Raw genomic sequence first — 24,264 nt, 5'->3', positions numbered from 1 at the left:
GAATCTCTTCGTCGATGCAGCCCACCGCACCGACCGGGCAATGGTCCAGGATGGCCGGATGGATCTGCCCAAGGGACTTGACTGGGTACGCCGATCACCCGCCGGTCGGGCCTGGCTTGCCACACTTCCGACCTGGCTGGCCGAGTGCGCCGAGCGGTGGTCACTACGGCTCGGAAACCCCTTCGAGTACGCCTACGCCTCCTTCGCGGTCCCCGCCGACCTGCCGGACGGCACTGCTGCCGTGCTGAAACTCCAGTACCCGGACGACGACAGCCGGCACGAAGCCGACGCACTTGCCCACTGGGACGGCGACGGTGCGATCCGGCTGCTCGCCCACGACCCGCAACGACGCGCCCTCCTTGTGGAGCGCTGCCGGCCCGGCACCGCCCTGCACCACCTACCGATGGACCAGGCGCTGGACGTGATGGTCGGCCTGCTCCCTCGGCTCTGGCTGCCGGCCGGCGAACCGTTCACCCCGCTGGCCGAGGAGGCCGCCGGCTGGATCGACCGGATGCCCCGCAACTGGGAACGGGCCGGCCGGCCGTACCAGCGGCGAATCCTCGACGCCGCCCTCGACCTGCTCGCCGGACTGGCGTCGAGCCAGGGCGAGCAGGTGCTCATCAATCAGGACCTGCACGCCGGCAACGTCCTCGCCGCCGACCGCGAACCGTGGCTGGTCATCGACCCGAAACCGCTCACCGGCGAACGGGAGTTCTCGGTGGTGCCGATGGTGCGCGGGCAGGAACTGGGCCATTCACCGACGGCCGTACGACACCGGCTCGACCGGCTCAGCGGCGAGTTGGGGCTGGACCGGGAACGGGTCCGCGGCTGGACGATCGGCCAGACGCTGGCGTGGAGCATCGCCGACGACATCGTCCTTCCGCAGCAGGTCGAGGTGGTGCGCTGGCTGCTCGACGAGGATTGACCCCCGCATGTCAGGCGGTCGAGCACCGGGCGCGCGGGTGCGGCGCGGCGCCAGACTCAGCTGGGCTGGCAGGTGCGGCACCAGTAGAGGTTGCGGCCGGCCAACTCGCCCCGACTGACCTCGGTGCCGCAGATGTGGCAGGGCGCTCCGGGGCGGCGGTAGACGTACACCTCGCCGCCGTGCCGGTCCACCCGCGCCGGCCGCCCCATCGCCTCCGGCAGGTGCGCGTCGCGCACGGTGTCGATCCTGCCGTGCTCGACCGCGAGCCGCATCAGCCCGACCAGGTCGGCCCACAGCGTGTCCCAGGCGGCGCGGGTCAGTTGCCGGCCCGGCATCGTCGGCGGCAGCCCGGCCCGGAACAGCGCCTCGGTCACGAAGATCAACCCCGTGCCGGCCACCACCGACTGGTCCAGCAGCAAGGCGGCCAGTGGCGTCGAGCTTCGGGAGATCCGGGCGTACGCCCGCTCGGGGTCGGCCTCCGCCCGCAGCGGATCCGGTCCGAGGCGGGTTCGCAGCGCGGCGACCTCGGGCGGGGTGAACAGTTCGCAGGCGGTAGGCCCACGCAGGTCCAGCCAGTGCCGGTCGCTGACCAGTCGCAGCCGTAGCTGACCGACCGGCTCCGGTGGCTCCCCCGACCCGTCGGTGAACTTTCCGTACAGCCCGAGGTGCACGTGCAGCGTCAACTCGCCGGCGTAGTGGTGCAGAAGATGCTTGCCGTACGCCTCGGTGCCCTCCAGGACGGTGCCGGAGAGCCGCGCCGCCCCCTCGGCGAAGCGGCCCTGCGGGCTGGCGGCGTGCAGCTTGTCCCCTGCGAACAGCTCGGCATGCCGGGCCGCCAGGCGATGAATGGTGTGTCCCTCTGGCACGGGTGCCAAGGATAGCCAGACCCCCAGGGGCGGAAGCCCGAGCCGCGTAGGCCCCGAGGCGCTGCCAGCGGTCAGGGGCGCGGCGTCGTCAGCCCCGGTTGCTCGCCCTGCAACCCGGCCAGGAAGGCAGCCCAGGCGGCCGGGGCGAAGGCGAGCGCCGGGCCGGTCGGGGCCTTGCTGTCCCGTACGCCGACGACACCGGGAAGGTTGTCGGTCACCTCGACGCAGTTGCCGCCGCTCCCCCCGCTGCGGGTGCTCTTGCGCCAGATGGCACCGGCAAGGTCAGTCATGATGCTCCTCGATGATCGAAGTGATCATTTTCTCTGATTCTGCCTCACTCGACGCGAGCGCTTCCAGGTCAGACCAGACGTGTTCGAAGGCAGCCACCTCGGTTGGCTTGTCGAGGTAGAGCGCCCCGGTGATGTTCTCCAGATAGACGGTGGTGGGCTCGCTCGACGCCCGCCCGAGCGCCTGCGCGAAGCCCAGCAGGACGAACGTGCCCGTCTCGCTTGCCAGCGGCGGACCGGCGGCGAGCGGCAGCACGCGCAGGCTCACGTTCGGCAGGGCTGCCACGTCGAGCAGGTGACGCAACTGCCCCACCATGGCCCGGCGATCGGGGATCGCTCGGCGGAGCACTGCTTCGCTCAGGACGACCCGCAGGGTAGGCGCGGCGGGAAGCCGACGAACGAGAATGCCCTGTCGTTGCAGCCGCACCTCCACCAGCTTTTCCCGGTCTTCCCCGCTCATGCTGGGGTTCTTCCGGCGGAACAGTTCGGTGGCGTACTCGCGGGTCTGCAGAAGCCCAGGAATTAGCTCCGCGTCGTATTGACGCAGCGCGGTCACGGATGATTCCAGACCGACGTACAGCGAGAACCACGACGGAACGACATCGCCGTACGAATGCCACCACCCCTTGGCGCGAGTTTCCTTCGCAAGCGCCGCGACGATCTCCTTCATATCTTCGGGTACGCGATAAAGGGCGCACATGGCACGCGCGTCCACCACGCGCACCGGAACCAGCCCTTTCTCGATGCGCCACACCTTCTGCCGCGAGCAGTCCAGCGCTGCCGCAGCGGCGTCAAGCGTCACGGAGGCGTCCTCACGAAGCTGGGTGAGCAGCCGCCCGAGCTGCCGCCGAGGCACCGTGGACCCGCTTGTTTCATCCGTCATGCAACATCGCCGCACCCTTCCTGCAACACCAGGTGTTGCGCCCCGCACCCAATTGTCTTCCATTCATCGTGCGTCAATACGGGCTCAGGCTAGAGCGGCCCGGAGTGTTGCACAAGGTGGCCAGCATGGAACACGCTGTCACACGCCGGAGCCTCCCGTGCAGCGTGAGCAGAAATAGCGTCGGCAATAGTCAACTGTCGCGACTCACCGCGTTTGCGGATTGGCCAGCGACGCCATTCCTTTGCGGAAGGACGACGCAGTGCGTGTGTCGTACAACGAATACCTGTTGGTCACCGCGCTGACCTTCGCCCGACGACATCGACCCGTCTGGAGTTGGGAACGCTGGCGCGAGGTGTGCCGCTGCGGCGCGGAGCTGCCCTGCCGAGCCCGCCATCGGATCCCGATCAGCCGTGGTCACTGGCCGACGTGACGGACGCGACGGGCAGGGCCGAGGAGCTGAAGCCCGGCAGCCTGCTGCTCATCGGCGAGGAGTGCTCGGTCCAGTTCGCCGGCGAGCGGGCGCTACGTCTGCGGTTGGTGAGTGTGGACGCTCGCCCGACGTACCCCGGCTGGGTCTGGTTGACCGGCTATGCCCTCGACGGCAACGGCTTGGCCGTCGACCGCCGAGAGGTGTACGTGCAGCTGTCCGGAGTGCGGGTGCTCAACGCGGACCCGTGATCTCGGATTCATGGAAATCGCGGTGTCCCGAGCGCGTGGATACCCCGCTTTCCAGGAACCCGAGTCGATCAACGGAAACCCCGCGGCAAAGGCGGCGCTGAGCTAGCGCCGAGCGCCGCGTACCCCGGTTTGGTGTCAGGAAACGCCCGTCGGGGTATTTCAGGGCGGTACCGCGTGGGTGCCACCCGATCCTGTCGGCCACCACGCATTCAACAGGAGGTGTGTAGTGGTCAAGATTCCTTCGCTGTCCCGCCGGTCCGAGCCGGCGCCGACGCAGGACGAGAACGTCGACGGTCGCGATACCCCGGTCGGCGATCGCGCGAACACTGTGATGACCGGGGGCCGGTCGAACGACGGCCCCGCCAGCCCGGTGGTCACGGACCGGGACGCCGACCAGACGACGTACCGCAGCGGCGCCGCGCCCACCGAGCAGGCCGGCACCGCGGAGCGGCCCTCCGAGCAGGCCGCCGAGCGGCGGGCCGCCGAGCGGGCCGCCGTGGCCCGGGCCGCCACTGCCCGGCCGATGGAGGGCGACGCCCGCTCCACCACCGCGCCGTCGGCGGAGCGCATCGAAGCCGCGGACACCGACACCCGCACGGCCGCCCGGTCGGCAGACACCGACACGCGCACGGCCGGCCTGCCGGCGGACACCGACACCAGGCCCGGCATCGCTCCGACCCGGGGGCGCACCGACGAGCGGGACACCGACCTCGACCCCACCGCCCGGCGGTCCGCCACGACGGACGGGGCGGTGACCGACCGTCCGGTCGACCCGACCCCGGACCGGGCTGACTCCGAGCCTGCTGTGGTACGCGGCCCGAAGCCCCGCGCCAGCTTCCTCGCCACCCTCGGCCTGATCGTCGCGGTCGCCGGTGCGCTGTTCGTGCTGACCGGCACCTTGGCGGGGTACGGCATCGGGCTCGGCGCGTTCGGCGCGGTGCTCTCGGTGCTCGGCCTGATGGCCACCCGCCGTCGGCACGTCGCGGGCAAGACCGACGCGCTCTTCGGCATTCTGATCGGGCTCTCCGCCGTGGTGATCGGCGTGCTGGCGATGACCGGTCAGTTCGTGTGGCCTACCACCGATGGCGACTGGGTGCAGCGCTTCCGGGAGTGGCTTGACTCACAGTTTGTCGATCGTTTCTAGGGGGCACTGTTCGGCTCGCCGGTGGTGCACCGGCAAGGCCGGCGGTTCGCCGGTAGCCCGAATCTTCGGTGGTTCACCGGCCGGGCAACACTCGTCGAGGGGCGGCGGTTCGCCGCCCCTCAAGTGTGTCCAGGGTCCGGCAGCGGCCGCGCGCCCAGCGACCAGGGACCAGGGACCAGCGACCTACGGCCAGCGGCCCGACACGCCAACCCTGTGGCCCGAAACTCGAATCGCGCTCACCGACCATCGCTACGCAACAAATCGCAGCCGAACCCCGCCTAGACGCAACGAATGTTCGGTCTGCGCAACTCTCGACGGTGGATCCTGTCGCTGACGCCGCATAGCGTTGAGCAACGGCGCCAGCCCGTGGGCCACGGTGGCCGGGGCGCGCCCGACCCGTGGGAGCAGGACCATGACGATGGACGCCACAAGCCAGCGCCTTTTGATGTGCCGGCCGACGTACTTCGCCGTCGACTACGCGATCAACCCCTGGATGGACCCGAGCGCACCTGTCGACACGGCTCTGGCCGTCCGGCAGTGGGAGCAGCTGCGCCAGATCTACAGCGACCTGGGCCACTCCGTCGAGGAGATCACCCCGGTGCCCGGCCTGCCCGACATGGTCTTCGCCGCCAACGGCGGCACCGTGATCGACGGCAAGGCGATGGCCGTGCAGTTCCGCGACCCGCAGCGCGCCGACGAGGCGCCCGCCTACCGGGCCTGGTTCGAGGCCGCCGGCTTCGAGGTGTCCGACCCCAAGCACGTCAACGAGGGCGAAGGCGACATCCTGCTGGCCGGTGACCACCTGCTGGCCGGTACCGGCTTCCGCACCGCGCACGCCGCGCACGCCCAGTTGCAGGAGGTCTTCGGCTACCCCGTGGTCACCCTGCAACTGGTCGACCCGCGCTTCTATCACCTGGACACCGCGCTGACAGTGCTCGACGAGCGGACGGTCGCGTACCTGCCCGAGGCGTTCTCCCCCGGCAGCCAGGCCGTGCTGCGGCGGCTCTTCCCCGACGCGGTGCACGCCACGATGGCCGACGCCGAGGTGCTGGGGCTCAACGCGGTCAGCGACGGCCGGCATGTGGTGCTGCCCGTCCAGGCCACCGACCTGGCCGCCGCACTGCGCGACCGGGGCTACGAAACCATCGGCGTCGACCTTTCCGAGCTGCGTAAGGCCGGCGGCGGACCGAAGTGCTGCACGCTGCGACTCCGTCAGGGAAAGGCAAGCAAGTGATCGTGGATGACATCCTGCGTACGCCGGGAGCGGTCCGGGACGCCGAGCGCTGGACAGCGCACAACTACCACCCGCTGCCGGTGGTGATCTCGTCAGCGGAGGGCGCCTGGCTCACCGACGTGGACGGCCGCCGCTACCTGGACTGCCTGGCCGGCTACTCGGCGCTCAACTTCGGCCACCGGCACCCGCAGCTGATCGCCGCCGCGCACGCCCAACTGGACCGGCTGACGCTGACCAGCCGCGCGTTCATCCACGACCAGTTCGCCGACTTCTGCCGTGAGCTGGCCGAACTGTGTGGCAAGGATCTGGTGCTGCCCATGAACACCGGCGCCGAGGCGGTGGAGACCGGCATCAAGGTCGCCCGCAAGTGGGGTTACCAGGTCAAGGGCGTGCCCGCCGGGCAAGCCAACATCGTGGTCGCCGAGGGCAACTTCCACGGCCGGACCACCACCATCGTCAGCTTTTCCACCGACGAGGACGCCCGCGCGGACTTCGGGCCGTACACCCCGGGGTTCACTGTCGTGCCCTACGGCGACCTGGCCGCCCTGACCGCCGCCATCGACGAGAACACGGTGGCCGTGCTGCTGGAGCCGATCCAGGGCGAGCAGGGTGTGGTGGTGCCGCCAGCCGGCTACCTGCCGGGCGTACGCCAGGTCTGCACCGAGCGGAACGTGCTCTTCATCGCCGACGAGATCCAGTCCGGCCTGGGGCGTACCGGCGCGACCTTCGCCTGTGACCACGAGGGCGTCGTGCCGGACATGTACCTGCTGGGCAAGGCGCTCGGCGGCGGCATCGTGCCGGTGTCGGCGGTGGCCGCGAACGCCGACGTGCTCGGTGTCCTCAAGCCCGGCCAGCACGGCTCCACCTTCGGCGGCAACCCCCTCGCGTGCGCGGTGGCGATCGAGGTGGTCCGGCTGCTGGCCACCGGCGAGTTCCAGCGCCGCTCGGCCGAGCTGGGCGAACGGCTGCGCGCCGGCCTGGAAGCCCTGGTCGGCAAGGGCCTGGTCGGCGTACGCGTGCGCGGCCTGTGGGCCGGTCTGGACATCGACCCGGCGCTGATGAGCGGCCGGGAGGCGTGCGAGCGGCTCGCCGAGCGCGGTGTGCTCGCCAAGGACACACACGGCTCCACCATCCGGCTCGCCCCGCCGCTGGTGATCACCGAGGAGGAGATCGACCTCGCGGTGGCCCAGCTCGCCACAGTGCTGGCCAGCTGACCGACCACGCTGAACGCACTACAGGGAAAGTGCTGCCTCGACACCATCCGAAGCAGCACTTTCCCTGTTCTTGTGCGGATCTTGGCGGGCCGCACCGCACCGGGCGGGGCAGGGCACGTCAGGGACGGGGCAGTCGCATCGCCATCGTCGGGGCCTCCGCCATCACCGACGTGGGGGTGAACGGGGCACCGGTGGGCAGTTCCTCGGCCCTACCGATCTGCACCCCCGGGTAGAGCTCGACCATGTCGGCCTCACCCAGCACCCTCGACTGCTGGGGGGCCAGCGGAATCCGGTCCGACTCGGCCATCGAGCCGGAGGGCCGGATGCCGGAGCCGTTGGTGCTGATGTCGGTCACGATGACCTCGCCGACCCGCAGCTCGAAATGGACGTGACCGCGGCTGATCCACCGCCGCGCCTCGTCGTTGAGCCACTGCCCGAGCATGATCCCGCCGTCCTGCTCGGGGGCACGCCCAGCCACCACAGGCTGGTCCTCGGTGAGCACGAACCGCCGCCGGACCAGGCCACCGACGCGCACCGCGAGCACCTCGCTGCGCGGCCGCGGGCCGCCGTCACCGAGCCGTACGCCGTGCCGGGGGCAGGTGGGCACACCGTTGCGCAGAGCGGGCGGTGGCTGCGCCGCCGGGCTGCGGTCCGCCCCACCGGTCAGGTCGGCGAACGCGCCGCCCCCACCGCCACCGCCGAACAGCGCGCAACCCGACTCCGAGCACCGCCACTGGCGGGCCAGCAGCTTCACGCCGGTCGGCGAGCGCTTGCCGGCAACGGGTGTGTGCCCGCCGCCGACGTGCGCGATGAACACCGGCCCACCAGCGCCGGGCACCGGGGCCACCACTCGACCGGGCTGCTCGACAAGCCAGGGGAACCGGCCACGCAGGCCGTCGAAGCGGACCCGGCTGAGCACCGGCAGCCCCAGCAGGTCGGCGACCTCGAGCATCCGGTCACCGGGGTTGTCGAGCACCTCGACGAGGCCGTCGTCGGCCCAGCGGCGGACGACCATCCGCTCGTTGGAGGTGAGGTCCGCGTCGGAGAGCAGAGCCCGGTGCACCACGGCGTACACCTGGACGCTGTCCTCCTCCAACTCGCGGGAGAGCGCGTCGATGACCATGCCGAGGCGCAGCAGGCTTGCCGGCCGACCGCCGTCGATGTCCTGGTAGCGGATCACCTCGGCCAGGTCGAGCACGGCACGGGCCAGCGACGGGTCCGTGCAGACCCGACCCTCGATGGCATCGAGCACCTTGCTGATCTCGAACCTCATGAGGCACTCCGCATGATCTCGTTCGAGTCATCTCGTACCGCGTGTGCGGTGAGCAGGTCTGCCATGCGCCGACCCTACCGGTGCCGGCCGCCGGCATCGACCAGCGGCCGGGACCACTCGAACCGCGCAGCGGCCGACCCGCTCAGCCGCGCAGCGGCCGGCCCACTCAGCCGCGCAGCGGCCGGCCCACCTCGTGCAGGTGACCGAGCGCCTGCCGGTACGACTCGATCAGCCCGGTCTCGGCGTACGAGATGCCCTGCTCCGCACAGTAGGCGCGGACGATCGGCTGTGCCCGGCGCAGGTTGGCCCGCGGCATGTTCGGGAACAGGTGGTGCTCGATCTGGTAGTTGAGCCCGCCCAGCGCGGTGTCCACCACGCGGCTGCCCCGTACGTTGCGCGAGGTCAGCACCTGCTTACGCAGGAAGTCCAGCTCGTCCTCGGCGGTCGGCATAGGCATGCCCTTGTGGTTCGGCGCGAACGCGCAGCCCATGTACAGGCCCCACAGCCCCTGGTGCACGACGGCGAAGAGCAGCGCCTTGCCCGGTGACATGACCGCCAACAGCAGTGCCACGTATCCGGCGGTGTGCGCGACGAGCAGGCCCGCCTCCACAGCGCGGTGCCGCATCGGCGTGGCGTACCGGCCGTCGGGGTTGCGGCCGACGATCGCCCGGATGCTCGCCACGTGCAGGTTCAGGCCCTCCAGCAGCAGCATCGGGAAGAAGAAGTACGCCTGCCGCCGCGCCATCCACCGGCCGACCCCGCGGGTCTGCATGGCCTGCTCAGGCGTCCACACCAGGGCGCCGGCGCCGACGTCCGGGTCCTCGTCCTCGTGGTTCGGGTTGGCGTGGTGCCGGTTGTGCTTGTCGACCCACCAGCCGTAGCTGAGCCCGACCGCCAGGTTGCCGGCCACCAGCCCCACCAACTCGCTGGGACCGCGCCGACGGAACATCTGCCGGTGCCCGGCGTCGTGACCGAGGAACGCGACCTGGGTGGTGGCCACCGCCAGCAGAGCCGCGAGTGGCAGCTGCCACCAGGAGTCGCCGACCAGGACGACGGCCACCCAGCCGGCCACGAAGGCACCGAGGGTGAGCACGATCCGGGCGACGTACGAGGCGGGACGCCGCTCCAGCAAGCCGGCCTGGCTGATCCGTCGGGACAACTGTGCGTAATCACTGCCTCGCCGTTGTACCGGCGGTTCCGCCACCGCTCCGAGCGACATCGTTGCTCCCTGTTCCCGGTTCACCCGCACCGGGTGGCCCGGGGTTCACTGTCGAGTCTCCGGCAATCAGTTGCGCTGAGTAACCCAGGCAACCCCCGGGTGGGGGGTAGGGCTCGCCCTACCCCCGCGCTCAGCCCAGCCGGCCCACCGCGTCGCGCAGCCGCGTCAGATCGCGACGCCGCCGCTCGTAGGTGGCGGCGAGCCCGATCAGCGCCAGCCCACCCACGCCCAGGTAGAGCCACCGGGGCAACAGGTCCCAACTACGGGCCACCTCGTGCAGCGCCACGACCGCCAGCACCGCGCCGCCGAGCACCACCGGAGCCTGCCAGCGACGGCTGGCACCGCCCAGCACCGTGCCCAGCGCCGCCGCACCGAGAAGCAGCCGCCGCCAGGGCTGCGGGTCCGGCCCCGCCAGCACCGACACCAGGCTCGGCAGCAGCGCCGCGGCCAGCCCCGGACCGAGCGCCAGCCAGCTCGTCAGGTCGGGCCGGGTGCGCAGGGCCAGCAGACCCGCGCCGAGGGCGAGCACCGCGGCAGGCACCGTGTACGCCTCCAGCACCGTCACCCCGCCGGACTCCAGCAGCACCCACACTCCGATCAACTCGCTCACTGCGGCGATGCCGCCGAAGGCCCACCGTCGGCCGGCCGGCTCGCCCCGGCGCAGCAGCCGCAGCGCAACTGCCACACCCCACAGCACACAGATGGTCGGGAAGTGCCGCGTCGACCCGACGGTCAGCAGCGCCGCCACCACAGCCACCGCCTGCGCGGAGGCGTCCAACACCCGACCGATCTGGGCGCGAGCGGCGGTCGCCGCTGGCCGCGGCCGTGCGGTCAGCGCACCGAGGGCCAGGACCAGCGCGGCCACCGCCAGCAACGGGTACGCCGCCGCGCGCAGCGGCTGCCCGCCAGCAAGCGGGGCGGTCACCGCAAGCGCACACGCGGCCCCGATCGCCGCGAGGCAACCGGTGACACGCACCCCGGTAGCCCGTGCCGCGACGGCGACGACCACAGACGCCACGAGCAGGACTCCCTCTGCGGCGAGCGTGCCCGCACGGTTGGCCACGAGCCCTGCCACCCCGACCGCGACAAGCACCGCCCCCACCGGTACGGCGATCGGCGCGAGCGCCGGCCGGGGTGCGGCCAGGGCGGCGTACACCAGAGCGACCACCCCGGTGAGCAGCATCGCGGCCGGCAGCACGGGCCAGGGTGCGCCCGCCGCCACGAGCAGCACCGGCAGCGCGGCCGCGGCGAACGGCAGCGCGGGCAGCCACGGCGGGCGCACCTCTCGACCGAGCAGTACGGCGACAAGTGCCACTGCCACAAGCGCCAGCCCGGCGGGGAACCGCTCCGGTTCGGCGACGACTGTCGGCACACCGGACCAGACCTTCCCCCACCCGTCGTACGGCGCCACGAGTGCGCTCAGCACCGTCGGCAGCGCCGCCAGCACGGCGACCCCGGCCAGCACCACACCCGCCGCGCTCAGCGCCCCCGGCAGACCGACCGCCGACGGCCCCCCGACCGCCGACGGCCCCGGGACCGCCGGCGGCCCCCCGATTGCCGACGGCCCCCCTGTCGCCGACACTCCCCCGATTGCCTGCGGCCCTCCGGTCGCCGACGGTGTCCCGGTCGCCGGCTGAGTGCCCGACGGCTCGCCGGCTACCGGCCGCTCTCCCGACCCGGCCGGCTCGGCACCTGTCGTCGACAGGTCCCACCGGGCGACGAACGCGACGCCAAGCGCCGCCAGCGCGGCGTACAGCGTCACGGGCTCGTCGCGTGCCACGACAAGTGGCGCGAGCCCGGATACGGCCGCCACGAGGATCGCGCCGCCAACCGCGTACCCGGTCAGGTTCTCCCGGTGGCGACGCACCGCGAGCACCCCGGCCAGCGCCAGCCCGGCGGTGGCCAGCGCGGCGCGGGCCTGCCACCAGGGCGGTGCGCCCGCCGCGAACAACGCCACCACGGCGATGCCGGGCAGCGCGACCTGCGCGACGGCCAGACCGACACCCGCGACCCACCGGTACGGCCCGACGGCCCGGCGCACCGCCAGCGCCACACCGAGCACCGCGACGGTGCCGAGCACCACCAGGAACCCGACGGGGGCGGCCAGTGCCACCAGCAGCGCGTGGGCGAGCAGGACAGCACCACCGAGAGCCCAGCTCAGCAGGATGGCCGGTCGGGTCGACGGGCGGACCAGCGCGGCGAGCAGCAGCGCGACCCCGCCCGCCAGGTCGACGGCGACCACGGCCGGCCACGCCGCTGTCCAGGCGATGGGTACGGCGAGCAGCACCGCCACCCCGCCGGCCGACGCGAGCACCCCCCACACGCTGCGAGGTAGCAGCAGCGCCGACGCGCCGAACGTCAACGCCACGGCGGGAGCGACCTGCCAGCCCCAGCCCAGGTCCGGTCCCAGACCGGCCCCATCCCACGGCGGCAGCGACCGGCCAGCGGTGGTGAACGCCAACGCGATGGTGATCACCAGCGCGACCTGCGCCGCACCCACCGCGACAAGGAGCGCCCCTACGCGCGGGCCGGTCCGCCAACCGGCCGGCAGCAGCCGCACCGCACCGGCCAGGCCGAGCGCCACCGTCGCCGCCGCGAGCAGCAGCAGCGAGGGCCACAGTTTGCCCACCGGGCTCACCAGTGCAGCCGCAAAAACCGGCACCAGCAGCGCCGCGGCCACGGTCCGCAGCGCCGGGCCACCGAAAAGCCAGGACGCTCCGAACGCGGTCAGCGCGACCAACAGCAGCGGCGCACCGGCCAGCAGCGGCGAGTCGAACGCCTCCCCGTACAGCAGCGGCACCAGGGCGCAGGCTGCGGCGCCCACCAGCGCGAGGATCTGGCCGGCGCCCGCGACGATCTGGCCAGCGAACCGGGCCGAGCCGGTCCCGTCACGCAGCGCGTACAGAACCGCCAGGTTCAGCAGCGCCACCCCGAGCAGGACAAGCGTCCAGCCTGTCGCACCGAAATCGGTCTCCACGGCGAGCAACGGCAGCACCGGTTGGGCGGCCACCAGGGCGGCGAACCACGGCCCGGTTAACCCGCTCAACCGGGCGTACCCCACAGCGATCGCCGCGCTGGCCCCCCCGACCAGCGCGGCGTACCGGGTGCCCGGCCAGTCGGTCACCCCGCCCAGGTTCACCGACCAGGCCGCGTACCCGTCGAGCAGTACCAGGAGCAACCCCACCGCGGCGAACGTCTCCGCAGTGCCCCGCAGCCCTCGACGGACCGCAAGCAGCGGAACGGCCAGGGTGAGTGCGGTGACCGCGGCGAGGATCAACGCCCGGCCAGCGACCCCCACCGACGCCCAGGCCACGGCCGTGAAGACCACCGCTGCCGTACCGAGCAGGAGTCCGCCCAGGACGAACAGCAGACCCTGCACAGTCCGGGTCGAGGTCTCCGCCGCGCGCGGCCCCGAACCCGTCGCGACCACCGGCGCCGGCGCGTAGGGGCGCCCCGGGGCGACGTACTGCCCCGGCGCGACCTGCGGCGCTTGAACCACATGCGGCCCTTGAACGACCTGCGGGGCCTGAACGACCTGCGGGGCCGGTCGCACCGCGCGGACCATCGCCGCCAGCTCGGCCCGCCGCCGCGAGGCCGCCGTCAGCTGCCCAGCCAACTCGGTGTACGTCCGGCGAGCCCGCTCCACCTCCGGCCCCAGCCGGGCGACCTCCCGCCCCAGTCGGACCACCTCGGCCGCAAGCGGGTCGGGTGGGCGGCGGCAGCCGGTGCACCCGACCTTCAGATCAGCCGAGGCACCGCAGGCGGGGCAGGGGTAGCGGGTATCGTCCACCCGGCCATCATCCAGGCAAGATCGAAGACTGCCCAGAGTGCGCGTACCTAGGTGAGCGTTTCCGGACTGATCAGTGGGCAGCCCTGGACGTTCATGTACCGCGGGGCGGCCTGGCGGCTGAAACCCCCGATGTCAGGGCCGTGTGTGCTCGTGCACCCACGTGGCGTAACCGGGGTGTCCGCTCTCCACTCTGGACACCAGGATCTCCGGCACCTCGTACGGGTGGCTGACGCGGATCTGGTCCACGAGTGCGGCGAGCCGGTCCGGCGCGGTCTTGAACTGCACGGACCACTCGGTGCTGGTGTCCACACCGGAACGCCACCAGTAGGTGCTGTCCACCTGACCGCCGACCTGGGCGCAGGCGGCGAGCCGTCCCGCGACGGCCGCGGCCGCCAGCACGTCGGCGACCGAACGCGCATCCACCACCGTCGTCACCACGCAGATATGGTCCACTAGCGCACCCTACGCGGCGCCGTCCCGATTGGCCGCGATCCAGGTGTCAATCTGCGCCCACCAGTCATAGAGCCAGTCGATGCGCTGCTGGCGGCCGGTGGGCACCTCCTCGGGCGGCACCGACCAGAACCGCATGACGATCCGCTTGTCCATGGGCAGTTCCCGCCACACGTCGGCGACGGTGAGCATCCGGTCCAGGCCGGTGTGGGCGACGAAGATGACCCCGGCGTCCGGGGCGGCGTCCAGCGCCGCGAGCATCCCTCCGGGCTGCGGGGCGAGCACGTGGCGCATCCGTTCGGCGCGCTGCGCCATCCGCTCCAGGCCGAGGGAGCGCAGCCGGGCGATGGCGCGCAGCCGCCGCTTCGGTGTGAAGTTGCCACCCTCCGGGAAGATCACGAAGGCGTCGTCGTCGTCGAGGCCGGCGGCCAGGTGCCCGACCTGGCGTACGGTCTCCTCGCCCCGCTCCGGCGTGGGCGCGATGAACCGGCTGGGCAGGCGGTTGAGCAGCACGTCGATCGCTGGATCCCACTGGAGGCTGTCCTTGAGCACGATCCGCGGCTCCCGGGCGAACCAGTTGACCAGAGCGTGGATCAGGATGAACGAGTCGCCCGGCCCGGCGTGCCGGCACAGCACCAGCTCGGGCCGGCCGGGCAGCGCGGTGTCGGGATCGGTGCCGACCACGTCGATGCTGAGCCGCAACGCCCAGCGGGCCTGCCAGAACAGCACCCGCAGGAACCAACCGGCAAGCACGTAGTGCGCGCGCTGGAAGGCCGGCGAGCGGGTGCGCCAGCCGCACCCGGAGACGACCCACAGGAGAAAGAGCGCGAGCAGCGCGGCGGCGTCCCAGACGAGGTAGACACAGCCGATCCAGAGCAGCCGCAGCGGGCGTAGCCGACCGGGGACCAGCGGGGACGCGGCAATGGCGAGCAGCGCCCAGACCGGCAGCGTGGTCACCACGGTTATAGCGAGCAGAACGACAGCGGGGGCGATCAACAACCGGCGCAGCCACCTGGGGGGCAGCGGCATCACCGCTCCACGTTGGCGGCGAGATACCGGCGTGACGCGGTGTAAGCCCGGCTGATCCGCCGCCCCACCGCCGCCATGTCCCGGTACGCCCACGGTGTGTCGTCACGTGGGTCGAGACCACCGGTCGGCAGGACGTGCACCTCGACCCCCTCGGGCAGCGCGGCCATCTCCCGGAAGAAACGGTGCCTGCGGGAGATCTCGAACGCGACCTGCGCGATCTCCCAGGGCCGCCGGGGCGGCGTCAGGTCCCGCTCGATCCGCCCCACCTGGAGGACGAAGATCTGGCTCGCGCCAACGGCCACCGCCTCGCCGATGGGGATGGAGTTGACGATGCCACCGTCCACGTAGTGCGCACCGTCGATCTCGGTGGGTGGGAGCAGACCTGGCACCGAGGCGGACGCCAGGACGGCCGGCACCACCGGGCCGGTGGTGAACCAGTGCTCGGCGGCCCGCTCGATGTGGGCGGCACAGCAGCGGAACGGCACCCGCAGGTCGGCGAATGTGGTGTCGGCGCCCAACTCGGACTCCAGCAGCCGGCGCAGCGGCCGGGGCGAGTGCAGGTGGGTGCGGGCGGCGAAGCGGCGCAGTTGCCTGGCGACCGAGTCGCCGTACACCTCGCTGGCCTCGGGGGACGCCCAGAGCCGGACCAGCCGGTCGGTCACCCCCTCCGACGGGTCGGCGGCGACCAGCGCGCCGTTTACCGCGCCGATCGAGGTGCCGAGGACGATGTCGGGTTGGATGCCGGCCCGGAACAGGGCACGCAGCATGCCCACCTCGACCGCGCCGAGGACTCCGCCGCCGCCGAGGACGAACGCCACTGGTCCCCCTGCCATGTCTCTCATCCTGGCACGGGCCCGCCGCCCACCGATGGGGCACCGTCGCACGGTGGTCGGCGCGGGGCGGGCTCCACCACCGACGGTTGGCGTGATCGGCGTTGACAGGCACGACACATTCGCGCAACCTGATACCGCTCCCACCCCCGAGGGCAGGTGCGATCCGTGAACGCAGCACTTCAGCCGGGCCGATTGCTGGCCCGCAGGTACCGGCTCATCGACCAGATCGGTGCCGGCGGCATGTCGGTCATCTGGCGCGCCCGGGACGAGGTGCTCGACCGGGTCGTGGCGCTCAAGGTGCTCGCGCCGTCACTGGCGGCGGACGCGCGGTTCCGGGACATGGTGCGGGAGGAAGCCCGGGCGGCCGCCCAGTTGGTGCACCCGCACGTGACCTCGGTGCACGACTACGGCGAGACTGTGGACCCGGACGGGTCGATCACCTCGTTCGTGGTGATGGAGCTGCTCAGCGGCGAGGAACTGAAGCTGCGGCTCACCGAAGGCCCGCTGCCGTGGCCCGAGGCGGTCCAGGCCGGCGCACAGGTCGCCGACGCGCTGGCCGCCGCACACCGGCTCGGCATCGTGCACCGGGACATCACACCGGCAAACGTCATGATGACCGGGATGGGCGTCAAGGTGCTCGACTTCGGCATCGCGACCCGCATCGGCGCGCCGGACGAGGACGAGGACGGCGGCACCTTCGGCACCCCGGCGTACGTGGCCCCGGAGCGGCTGGACGGCGCTCCCGCCCAGCCGGCCACCGACGTCTACTCGCTCGGCGTCCTGCTGCACGAGGCGCTCACCGGCCGGGTGCCGTACCCGGCGGACACCTGGGAGCAGCTCAGCGACGCGCTGGCCAGCGGCCCGCCACCAACGTTTGCCGAGTTGCCGGAGCTGCCCGAGCCGGTGGCCCGGATCTGCCTGCGTAGCCTCTCGCTGGACCCGGCCGACCGGCCGACGGCCCGGCAGGTGGCCACCGTGCTGCGCGGTCACCTGCTGCCTGCCGATCCACCGACAGCGACCATCCGGGTGCCCGCGCCCGCCCCGCCACCGCCCACCCCGGCCCTGCCGGCGACCGAACCGGCGTTCGGGCAGGTCGGGCAGGCGGCCCCTGCGACGTTCGGCCAAGCCGGGCCGGCGACCGAACCGACCGTCGGGCAGACGACCTGGCAGCCCGCGCAGACTGCGGTGATCGAGGCCGGGCCGACGGCCGGCGACGCGGCTTCGGCCGGCGAGCGGCCCCTGCGGTCACGCAGCCGCGTGGCGCTGCTGCTGGTCCTGGTGGTCGCTCTGGCACTTGTCGGCGCGGCCCTGCTGCCCGATCGACAGCCGGACCGTCAGGCCCAGCCCTCGACCGGCCCTGTGGCGCCCACGCCCACCGATCCGCCGATCGACCCGGCTACCGATCCGCCGGTCGCCGAGCCGTCACCGCCGAGCGTGTCACCGTCGGCGCCGCCGCCTACCGGGGCTCCCACGTCGACGCCGGGCACCCTCAGCCAGGCCGCCAACCGGGTCGAGGGTCTCATCGAGGCCGGGCTCAGCGACGGGGAGATCCGCGCCGACGTCGGCCTCGACCTGCGCAACGAGCTGCGCAACCTGACCGCCGCTGTCGGCTCCGGCCGTGACGAACTGGCCCCGCCGGTGGCCCGGCTGCGCGAGAAGGTCGCGGTCCGTCTCGGCGAGGGCGGGATCAGTCCGGCGTACGCGCAGCGGCTCGACGCCGCCATCGTCGAGCTGGGCGCGGCCCGGGTCTGATCCCCGCGCCCGCTCCAACGGGCCGCTTGCAGCGACCGGGCTGGTCAGCGGGCCGCGACCGGGGTCGTCTCGCGGACCTCGGGCCGGCCGAGGGCGAAGCGTCGGTAGATGTCCTCGTAGCCGTACGCCATCCGCTCGACCGAGAAGTTCTCCGCGACGTGCGCCACGCAGTCCGCCGGGTTCAACTCGACCGACGCCCGCAGCGCGGCGGGTAGTTCGTCCGGCCGCTGGCACACCAGCCCGGTCAGACCGGGCCGCACCAGCTCGGGCACCGCGCCGCGGTCGAGGGCCACCACCGGCGTACCGGTCGCCATGGCCTCCAGCATCACCATGCCGAACGGCTCGTCCCACTGGATCGGCATGATGAGACAGCGGGCGTCGACGAGCATCCGCAGTGTCTCGGCCCGGTTGGCGTTGAGCACCACAGTCACGTCCTCGTCGATGAGCGGCGCGACGACCTGCTCGTAGTAGCGACGCTCGGCCGGCTCGTTGCACTTGCCGGCCAGCAAGAGCGGTAGGCCGGCCTCCCGGCAGGCGCGGATGGCCACGTCCGGGCCCTTGTCCGGGCTGAACCGGGCCAGCCACAGCACCGGCCCGGGGCCGGGCTCGGTCTTTCGCGGAAAACCGCGCAGGTCCAGCGCGTTGTGCACGGTGCCGGCCCAGGGCAGCGTCGAGTTGAGCCGGCGTTGGGCGTGCGAGATGGCCACCAGCGCCACGCCCTCGTCGACGTCGCCGAGCACGTCGCCGTACTCCCCCACCGGGTTGCCGTGCACCGTCGCCACGGTAGGTACGGCGCGGCGGCCGGCCACCAGCGGGCCGATTGTCGTGTGGTCGTGGATCACGTCGAAATCGGCGGGGGTGATCATGCGTTTGAGCCGGGCCAGGTGGGCCAGCTCGGGCAGCGACTCGCCGAGCCGCTCGTACTGGACCTCGGCAACTGTGGAGACGAAGCCATTGGCGTCGGTGCCGTGCTGCTCACCGGCACCGAACAGGGTCACCGCGTGCCCGTGCGCGGCCAAGGCGTCCACAAGGCCGGCGACGACCTGTTCCAGGCCCCCGTAGCCGGGTGGCGGCACGGACAGCCACGGTGGAACCACCATCGCGATGCGCAACGACCGCTGCGGCGAGCGGCGGTCGGCAGGCGGGTGGTTCACGACCACGAGTCCTCCCCCGTTGATCCCCCGGTTCGGGTGTCACGCCACCACCGTGGGGTGCGCGTGGGCGGCGGTTTCCCCTTGGCGCCACCGGTAAACCGGACAAGACGGACGCTCACCCGCCCACCAGGAGTTGGTCGTGGACGACCCGCACTCCCGGCGCGGACCAGGCCACCCGCTCGACCTGGTCCCGCTCCCACCAGGAGCGGACCACCCCGGAGAGGACCAGCGTCTCGCCGTCCACGTCCACGTCCACGTCCACCGTCACCCGCTCGGCGCCGAGCGTCCGCGCCAGCGCCCGCTGGACGTCCTGGCGCAACCGCTCACCGTCCGTCGGCGTGGACGGTCGTACCTCGATGAGGTTCGTGATGCCGCGTACGCCGTCCAGACGGCGTACCTCACCCTCGGCGGCACGACGCTGCCACCCGAACTCGACCTCGCCGCGCAGCATCAGCCAACCGTTCGCCACTGTCACGTCGAGCCGTTCAGCGGGCACGAAGCTGTCCCACTCCAGCGCCCGCGAGGCCGCGAGGGCCAGGTCGGCGTCGGTACGCCCAGGGGTCCCCGGCAGGCGTACCTCGATGGTGTCGGCCACCGCCCGGACACCGCGTACGCGCCGCGCGCTGCGGACCGCGGCCCACCCCCGCGCGACGCCGTCCACGTATCCGCTCAGGGTCACGACGCCCTGGTCGACGGCCACGCCTATCTCGTTCGGCTGCAACTGCGGATCCCAGGCCAGCTCGGCCAGGACATCGCGCTGGATCCGCTCGTCGTCGCGGACAACCACCACCGCGCTCACGTCCCACCCCCGTACGGTCGCCGGTTCGCTTGCCGAACGTGCCGGGCCAACGGGTGACGGCGGTTCACCCGATCCGGGTGAACCGCCGCGCACCGCAGAAAAAAGCGGCGGGTGACGGAGCCAACCCCCTTGGCTCCGCCACCCGCCGCCGGAGGGAGGCAGGTTGGGTTTATCGGTTAGGACGTCTCGGCGAGCGTCACGGTTGCCGACTTCTCGGTGCCGTTCCGCTTGAACTGCACCTCGACCCGGTCTCCGACCTTGCCGGCCTGCACCGCGCCGACCAGGTCGTCGGAGTCGTTCACCGGCTTGTCGCCGAAGCGGGTGACGACGTCGCCGCGCTGGAGGCCGGCCTTCTCGGCCGGGCTGCCCGGGGTGACCGACGCGATGAGCGCGCCGCCGCCCTCGGCCTGGTTGACACCCACCCCGAGGGACGGGTGGCTGACCTTCTCGCCGCGCTGGAGCTTGCCCGCGACGTCCTTGGCCTTGTTGCTCGGGATGGCGAAGCCGACGCCGATGTTGCCGGTGCTCTGGCCGGAGGTGGCGATGGCGGTGTTGACGCCGATCACCTCGCCCCGGGTGTTGACGAGCGCGCCACCGGAGTTGCCGGGGTTGATCGGGGCGTCGGTCTGCAGCAGGCCGGAGATCGAGCTGGCCCCCTGGCTCTGCTGGTTCGGGTCCTGGGGCTGATTGTTGTCGCCGGCCCGGATGGTGCGGTCCCGGGCGCTGACGATGCCCGCGGTCACCGAGCCCTGCAACCCGAGCGGGCTTCCGAGGGCGAGCACCTGGTCGCCGACCTGCATGGCGTCACTGTCGCCGAAGGTGGCCGGCTTGAGGTCGCTCACGCCGCTGGCCTTCACCACGGCCAGGTCGGTCTTCGGGTCGGTGCCGACGATCTTCGCCTGGGCGTTCTTGCCGTCGGCGAAGACCACCTGCACCGAGTCGCCCGTGGCGGAGGCGACCACGTGGTTGTTGGTGAGCACGTATCCGTCGGCGCTGAGCACCACGCCGGAGCCCTCACCACTGTTGGTGGCGATGGAGACGACGCTGTCCTGAACGGCGGCGGCGATCTTCGGCAGGTCGGCGCTGTTGAGCACCGGGGCCGCCGTGTAGGTACGGGTGATGCCGTTGTCGCCGTCGAGGGCCAGCGCGAGCGCGCCGCCTGCCACACCGGAGCCGAGCATGAGGGCGAACACCGCGACACCGGCGCCTGCGAACTTGGCGATCCGGCTCGGCCGTGGCCCGGTGCCCGGCGGCGTTGCCTGCGGACCCCACGGAGGCATCGGCTGCCCGGGGTGCTGCTGGTGCTGGGCGTGCTGCTGGTAGGCCATGCCCGGCTGACCCCCGCCGGTCCAGCCGGACTGCTGACCCGCGTACCAGGGCGCACCCGGGTACTGCTGCGGATAGCCGGGTTGGCCGTGCGTGGGGTGCCCGGGGACCGGGTACGGCGCGGCGGAGGGGGTGCTCGTCGAGGGCTCGTAGCCGGTCGGCTGGCCGGCGTACCCGCTGGAGGGAGCCGGGGCGTCGGGAGCGGCGGTGGGGTGCGCGCCCTCGTCGGTCGAGACGACCTGGACGGGCGTGGTCGGGGAGTCGGTCTGCGCGCGTTCGTCGCGCGGCAACTCGGCGGTGGGGTGCGACGGCTCGGCGTCGGTGGGTGCCGGCCGCCGCTGCGGGTCGGACTCGAACTCGGTCATGGGACTACCTTCTCCCCAGGCACTGCGACCAACCTGGAATCGTCCTGGAAGTTGCCTGAAAGTCACTCGCCCACGCCCTCGACGTGTGGCACCTGCGGCAGCCGGACCCGGAAGGTGGCCCCGCCGCCCGGCGTCTCGACCACCTCGACCGAGCCGTGGTGGGCGGAGACCAGAGCCGCGACGATGGCCAGGCCGAGGCCGGTGCTGATGTTCCCGTCGGCCCGTCGGGTCCGCGCCGCGTCTGCCCGGTAGAACCGCTCGAAGACCCGCTCCGACTGTTCCTCGGTGAGACCGGGGCCGGTGTCGGCCACCTCCACCACGGCGAAGTTCCCTGGCTCGGCGCGCAGGCGCACGCTCACCTGGGCATCGGACGGGGTGTGGGTCAGCGCGTTTGTCACGAGATTGCCAATGACCTGGCGCAACCGCGCGTCGTCGCCGAACACGACGAGTGGGCCCGAATCGGGCGCGATCTCCAACTCGATACGCCGGTCCGGAGCGATCACCCGGGCCGCTTGCACCGCGTCGGAGGCGAGCACCGGCAGCTCCACCGGGGCCAGCGAGAGCGGCCGCTCCCGGTCCAGCCGGGCCAGCAGCAGCAGGTCCTCCACGAGCAGCCCCATCCGGGCCGCCTCGTCCTCGATGCGGCGCAGCAGGCCGGCGGTCTGCTCCGGTGCCCGCGCCGCGCCCTGCCGATACAGCTCGGCGAAGCCGCGGATGGTGGTCAGAGGGGTACGCAGCTCGTGCGAGGCGTCCGCGACGAACTGCCGCATCCGCTCCTCGGAGCGTCGCGCCCGCGCCTCGGACGCCTGGGCGGCGGCAGCGGCGTCGCGGGCGCTGCTCTCCGCCGAGCGGGCGGCGAACTCCGACGCGGCCCGGGCGGTGAACGCCGCCTCGATCTGGGTGAGCATCGCGTTCAGCGCTCGGGAGAGCCGTCCCAGTTCGGAGGTGGGTTGTTCGTGGCCCTCCTCCGGGTCGGGGACTCGGCGGGTCAGATCACCACCGGCGATGGCAGCGGCGGTCCGTTCGATCTCCACGAGCGGTTTGAGGCTGGTCCGGACGATCGCCGCGCCCACCGAGGCGAGCAGGAGCAGCACCGCGCCGCCTACCAGGAGGTCTATCCAGACCAGGCGCTTCACCGCCATGTCCACGTCGGTGAGGTGCTGGCCGATGGCCGCGAGCTGACCGTTCGGCAGCTCGGTGTAGAGCATCCGCCAGCGCACGTTGCTGGCCCGTGCCCGGACGGTGAAGGGTTCGCCTTCCAACTGCTCGAAGCCTGCGGCGTCGGCCGGCCACGGGGGCAGGTCGCCCATGCCGAAGCGTCTGTCGTCGAACTGGTAGCCGAGGACCCTGTCGCCGCTCGGGCTGGTCACCACCACCAGGTAGTCGGTCGGGATACCCAACCGGCTCTGCTGCGCCGCCACCACCGCGCTCTCGATGCTGCGCGCCGAGCCGGTGAGTTCGCTGTCGACCTGGCCCACCAGGTAGCTGCGTAGGAAGAACGTGGTGAGCGAGCTGATGACCAGCAGCGCACAGGCGACAAGGGCGAGCACCGCGGTGACCAGCTTCACCCGCAGCGGTACGGCCCGCAGTCGTCCCTTCGCCTGCTGGACCGCTTTCACGCCGCCGGCTTGCGCAGCACGTACCCCACGCCGCGGAGGGTGTGGATCAGCCGGGGTTGGGTGGTGTCGACCTTGCGCCGCAGGTAGGAGATGTAGGACTCGACGATGTTGTCGTCACCACGGAAGTCGTAGTTCCAGACGTGGTCGAGGATCTGCGCCTTGGACAGCACCCGGTTGGCGTTGAGCATCAGGTAGCGCAGCAGCTTGAACTCGGTCGGCGACAGCTGCACCCGCTGCCCGGCCCGGTGCACCTCGTGGGTCTCCTCGTCCAACTCCAGGTCGGCGAAGGTGAGCCGGGACGGCGCCTGTTCACCGGTCGTGGTGCGGCGCAGCACGGCGCGGATCCGGGCGGTCAACTCCTCCAGGCTGAACGGCTTGGTGACGTAGTCGTCGCCGCCCAGGGTGAGCCCACGGATCTTGTCGTCGGTGGCGTCCCGCGCGGTCAGAAAGACCACAGGGGTACGCGTACCGCCCTCGCGGAGCATCCGGATGACCTCGAAGCCGTCGAGATCCGGCAGCATCACGTCGAGCACCACCAGGTCGGGCCGGTGGTCCTTGGCGGCGTTGAGGGCCGCGCTGCCACTGGTCGCGGTGGCCACGTCGAAGCCCGCGAACCGCAGGCTCGCGGAGAGGAGTTCGAGGATGTTCGGGTCGTCCTCGACGACGAGAAGTCGCGCCTCGGTTTGGGTAGCGGGCATGTGCCCATCATCGGTGACCTCACTGCACCGACGCTGGACGCTTCCTGGAAAATCCCTGTGAGTCCGGTCGGCGCGGATGTCAGCTGCGAAGGCTCTGTCAGCGCAGCAGCCGGCGGAGCCCGTCCAGGGTGCCGTCGAGGAGCCGGGTCGCGGTGCGCAGCTGGGTGTCGCTGAACCGCCGGGCGCGCGCCAGACGGCCGACCTCGGCGGCGAACGCGGCCAACCGCTTATCGAACTCGTCGAGCAGGTCCGCGTCCGGTCCGTCGGACGACGCCGGCCGGGGCGGCGGGGCGGGCGGCTCCCACCGGGTACGCCGGGTGGCCCCGTTCACCTCCCGCTTGAGGTCGCGCGTCGCACCACTCGACTCACCGCGCTCCTGGCCGGCGAGGGTGGAGAGGTCCGCCACGGAGGCGGCGATGTCCGCTTCCAGGACGGCCAGCTCGTCCGCCCGCTGGCGCAGCTCGCCTCGACCGGCATCGGTGATGGAGTACGTCTTGCGCCCTCCGCCTGCTGTGTGGCTGACCAGGCCCTCGGCTTCGAGGCGCTGGAGCCGGGGATAGATGGTGCCGGCGCTGGGCGCGTACAGCCCGAGGAACCGCTCCTCCAGGAGACGGATCAGCTCGTAGCCGTGCTTAGGGCCGTCGTCGAGGAGTCTCAGCAGGTAGAGCCGGAGCCGACCGTGGCTGAACACGGCGGTCACGGCGGCTCCTTCCGGTCGGGCTCCAC

Annotated in this window: 21 protein-coding genes; 6 read left to right on the top strand and 15 right to left on the bottom strand. The window is 72.1% G+C overall.

Annotated elements, in window-relative coordinates; genetic code table 11:
• The first annotated feature begins 58 nt into the window (after positions 1–58).
• Complete coding sequence (locus tag F4558_RS00515; RefSeq protein WP_167942889.1) at positions 59–925, top strand: aminoglycoside phosphotransferase family protein; 867 nt, start codon at positions 59–61, stop codon at positions 923–925.
• A 56-nt stretch (positions 926–981) separates the two neighbouring features.
• Here the strand turns inward: F4558_RS00515 and F4558_RS00510 are convergent, their stop codons facing one another.
• From F4558_RS00510 to F4558_RS00500, 3 genes are all read right to left on the bottom strand, one after another.
• Entirely contained in the window at positions 982–1,791 is an 810-nt protein-coding gene (locus tag F4558_RS00510) for an Fpg/Nei family DNA glycosylase (protein WP_167942888.1), read from the bottom strand.
• Positions 1,792–1,862: 71 nt separating this feature from the next.
• On the bottom strand, positions 1,863–2,081 hold the full coding sequence (locus F4558_RS00505; protein ID WP_053660196.1) for a DUF397 domain-containing protein: 219 nt from the start codon (positions 2,079–2,081) through the stop codon (positions 1,863–1,865).
• A complete protein-coding gene (locus F4558_RS00500; protein ID WP_167942887.1) occupies positions 2,074–2,961 on the bottom strand; it encodes a helix-turn-helix domain-containing protein in 888 nt (295 codons plus the stop codon). The genes F4558_RS00505 and F4558_RS00500 overlap by 8 nt, the downstream gene beginning before the upstream one ends.
• A 426-nt stretch (positions 2,962–3,387) precedes the next feature.
• Between F4558_RS00500 and F4558_RS00495 the strand changes: the two genes are divergently transcribed.
• From F4558_RS00495 to rocD, 4 genes are all read left to right on the top strand, one after another.
• A complete protein-coding gene (locus F4558_RS00495; RefSeq protein WP_376767474.1) occupies positions 3,388–3,639 on the top strand; it encodes a hypothetical protein in 252 nt (83 codons plus the stop codon).
• Positions 3,640–3,865: 226 nt separating this feature from the next.
• A complete protein-coding gene (locus F4558_RS00490; RefSeq protein WP_312877258.1) occupies positions 3,866–4,783 on the top strand; it encodes a DMT family transporter in 918 nt (305 codons plus the stop codon).
• 418 nt (positions 4,784–5,201) lie between these two features.
• On the top strand, positions 5,202–6,017 hold the full coding sequence (gene ddaH, locus F4558_RS00485) for a dimethylargininase (RefSeq protein ID WP_197281655.1): 816 nt from the start codon (positions 5,202–5,204) through the stop codon (positions 6,015–6,017).
• Positions 6,017–7,231, top strand: coding sequence for an ornithine--oxo-acid transaminase (gene rocD / locus F4558_RS00480; protein ID WP_312877422.1), 1,215 nt, complete (start codon positions 6,017–6,019; stop codon positions 7,229–7,231). The genes ddaH and rocD overlap by 1 nt, the downstream gene beginning before the upstream one ends.
• 118 nt (positions 7,232–7,349) lie before the next feature.
• On the opposite strand, the gene F4558_RS00475 is transcribed toward rocD, so the two are convergent.
• The 6 genes from F4558_RS00475 to F4558_RS00450 all read right to left on the bottom strand — a co-directional run bounded on the left by F4558_RS00475 (position 7,350) and on the right by F4558_RS00450 (position 15,825).
• Positions 7,350–8,504 carry an FHA domain-containing protein gene (locus F4558_RS00475; RefSeq protein WP_053660208.1) on the bottom strand — a complete coding sequence of 385 codons (1,155 nt, stop codon included), beginning with the start codon at positions 8,502–8,504 and terminating at the stop codon, positions 7,350–7,352.
• Positions 8,505–8,670: 166 nt separating this feature from the next.
• Positions 8,671–9,723 carry a fatty acid desaturase family protein gene (locus F4558_RS00470; protein WP_167942885.1) on the bottom strand — a complete coding sequence of 351 codons (1,053 nt, stop codon included), beginning with the start codon at positions 9,721–9,723 and terminating at the stop codon, positions 8,671–8,673.
• 130 nt (positions 9,724–9,853) lie between these two features.
• Positions 9,854–13,513: an SCO7613 C-terminal domain-containing membrane protein gene (locus F4558_RS00465; protein WP_167942884.1), complete on the bottom strand. Its 3,660-nt coding sequence runs from the start codon at positions 13,511–13,513 to the stop codon at positions 9,854–9,856.
• 132 nt (positions 13,514–13,645) lie between these two features.
• On the bottom strand, positions 13,646–13,966 hold the full coding sequence (cutA, locus tag F4558_RS00460; RefSeq protein WP_053660216.1) for a divalent-cation tolerance protein CutA: 321 nt from the start codon (positions 13,964–13,966) through the stop codon (positions 13,646–13,648).
• A 9-nt stretch (positions 13,967–13,975) separates the two neighbouring features.
• Positions 13,976–14,992 (bottom strand): 1-acyl-sn-glycerol-3-phosphate acyltransferase, encoded by a 1,017-nt coding sequence (locus F4558_RS00455; RefSeq protein ID WP_053660220.1) that lies wholly within the window; start codon positions 14,990–14,992, stop codon positions 13,976–13,978.
• On the bottom strand, positions 14,992–15,825 hold the full coding sequence (locus tag F4558_RS00450) for a patatin-like phospholipase family protein (protein ID WP_053660222.1): 834 nt from the start codon (positions 15,823–15,825) through the stop codon (positions 14,992–14,994). The genes F4558_RS00455 and F4558_RS00450 overlap by 1 nt, the downstream gene beginning before the upstream one ends.
• A 165-nt stretch (positions 15,826–15,990) precedes the next feature.
• On the opposite strand from F4558_RS00450, the gene F4558_RS00445 reads away from it, so the two are divergent.
• Positions 15,991–17,577, top strand: coding sequence for a serine/threonine-protein kinase (locus tag F4558_RS00445; protein WP_167942883.1), 1,587 nt, complete (start codon positions 15,991–15,993; stop codon positions 17,575–17,577).
• Positions 17,578–17,621: 44 nt separating this feature from the next.
• Here the strand turns inward: F4558_RS00445 and F4558_RS00440 are convergent, their stop codons facing one another.
• The 6 genes from F4558_RS00440 to F4558_RS00415 form a co-directional block, all read right to left on the bottom strand.
• Positions 17,622–18,677, bottom strand: coding sequence for a glycosyltransferase family 4 protein (locus tag F4558_RS00440; protein ID WP_053660585.1), 1,056 nt, complete (start codon positions 18,675–18,677; stop codon positions 17,622–17,624).
• 169 nt (positions 18,678–18,846) lie between these two features.
• Positions 18,847–19,530, bottom strand: a complete 684-nt coding sequence (locus F4558_RS00435; RefSeq protein WP_312877257.1) for a BON domain-containing protein — start codon at positions 19,528–19,530, stop codon at positions 18,847–18,849.
• Positions 19,531–19,706: 176 nt separating this feature from the next.
• Positions 19,707–21,221, bottom strand: coding sequence for a S1C family serine protease (locus F4558_RS00430; protein ID WP_053660230.1), 1,515 nt, complete (start codon positions 21,219–21,221; stop codon positions 19,707–19,709).
• Between the two features lie 62 nt (positions 21,222–21,283).
• A complete protein-coding gene (locus F4558_RS00425) occupies positions 21,284–22,840 on the bottom strand; it encodes a HAMP domain-containing sensor histidine kinase (RefSeq protein WP_167942882.1) in 1,557 nt (518 codons plus the stop codon).
• Complete coding sequence (locus F4558_RS00420) at positions 22,837–23,538, bottom strand: response regulator transcription factor (protein WP_030336721.1); 702 nt, start codon at positions 23,536–23,538, stop codon at positions 22,837–22,839. The genes F4558_RS00425 and F4558_RS00420 overlap by 4 nt, the downstream gene beginning before the upstream one ends.
• Positions 23,539–23,635: 97 nt before the next feature.
• A complete protein-coding gene (locus tag F4558_RS00415; RefSeq protein WP_167942881.1) occupies positions 23,636–24,238 on the bottom strand; it encodes a PadR family transcriptional regulator in 603 nt (200 codons plus the stop codon).
• Between the last annotated feature and the right edge of the window lie 26 nt (positions 24,239–24,264).

The organism is Micromonospora profundi, from assembly GCF_011927785.1.
In the GTDB taxonomy this organism is placed as follows: Bacteria; Actinomycetota; Actinomycetes; order Mycobacteriales; family Micromonosporaceae; genus Micromonospora; species Micromonospora profundi.
The sequence above is the reverse complement of the archived record's forward strand: the minus strand, read 5'-3'. Positions and strand labels throughout refer to the sequence as shown.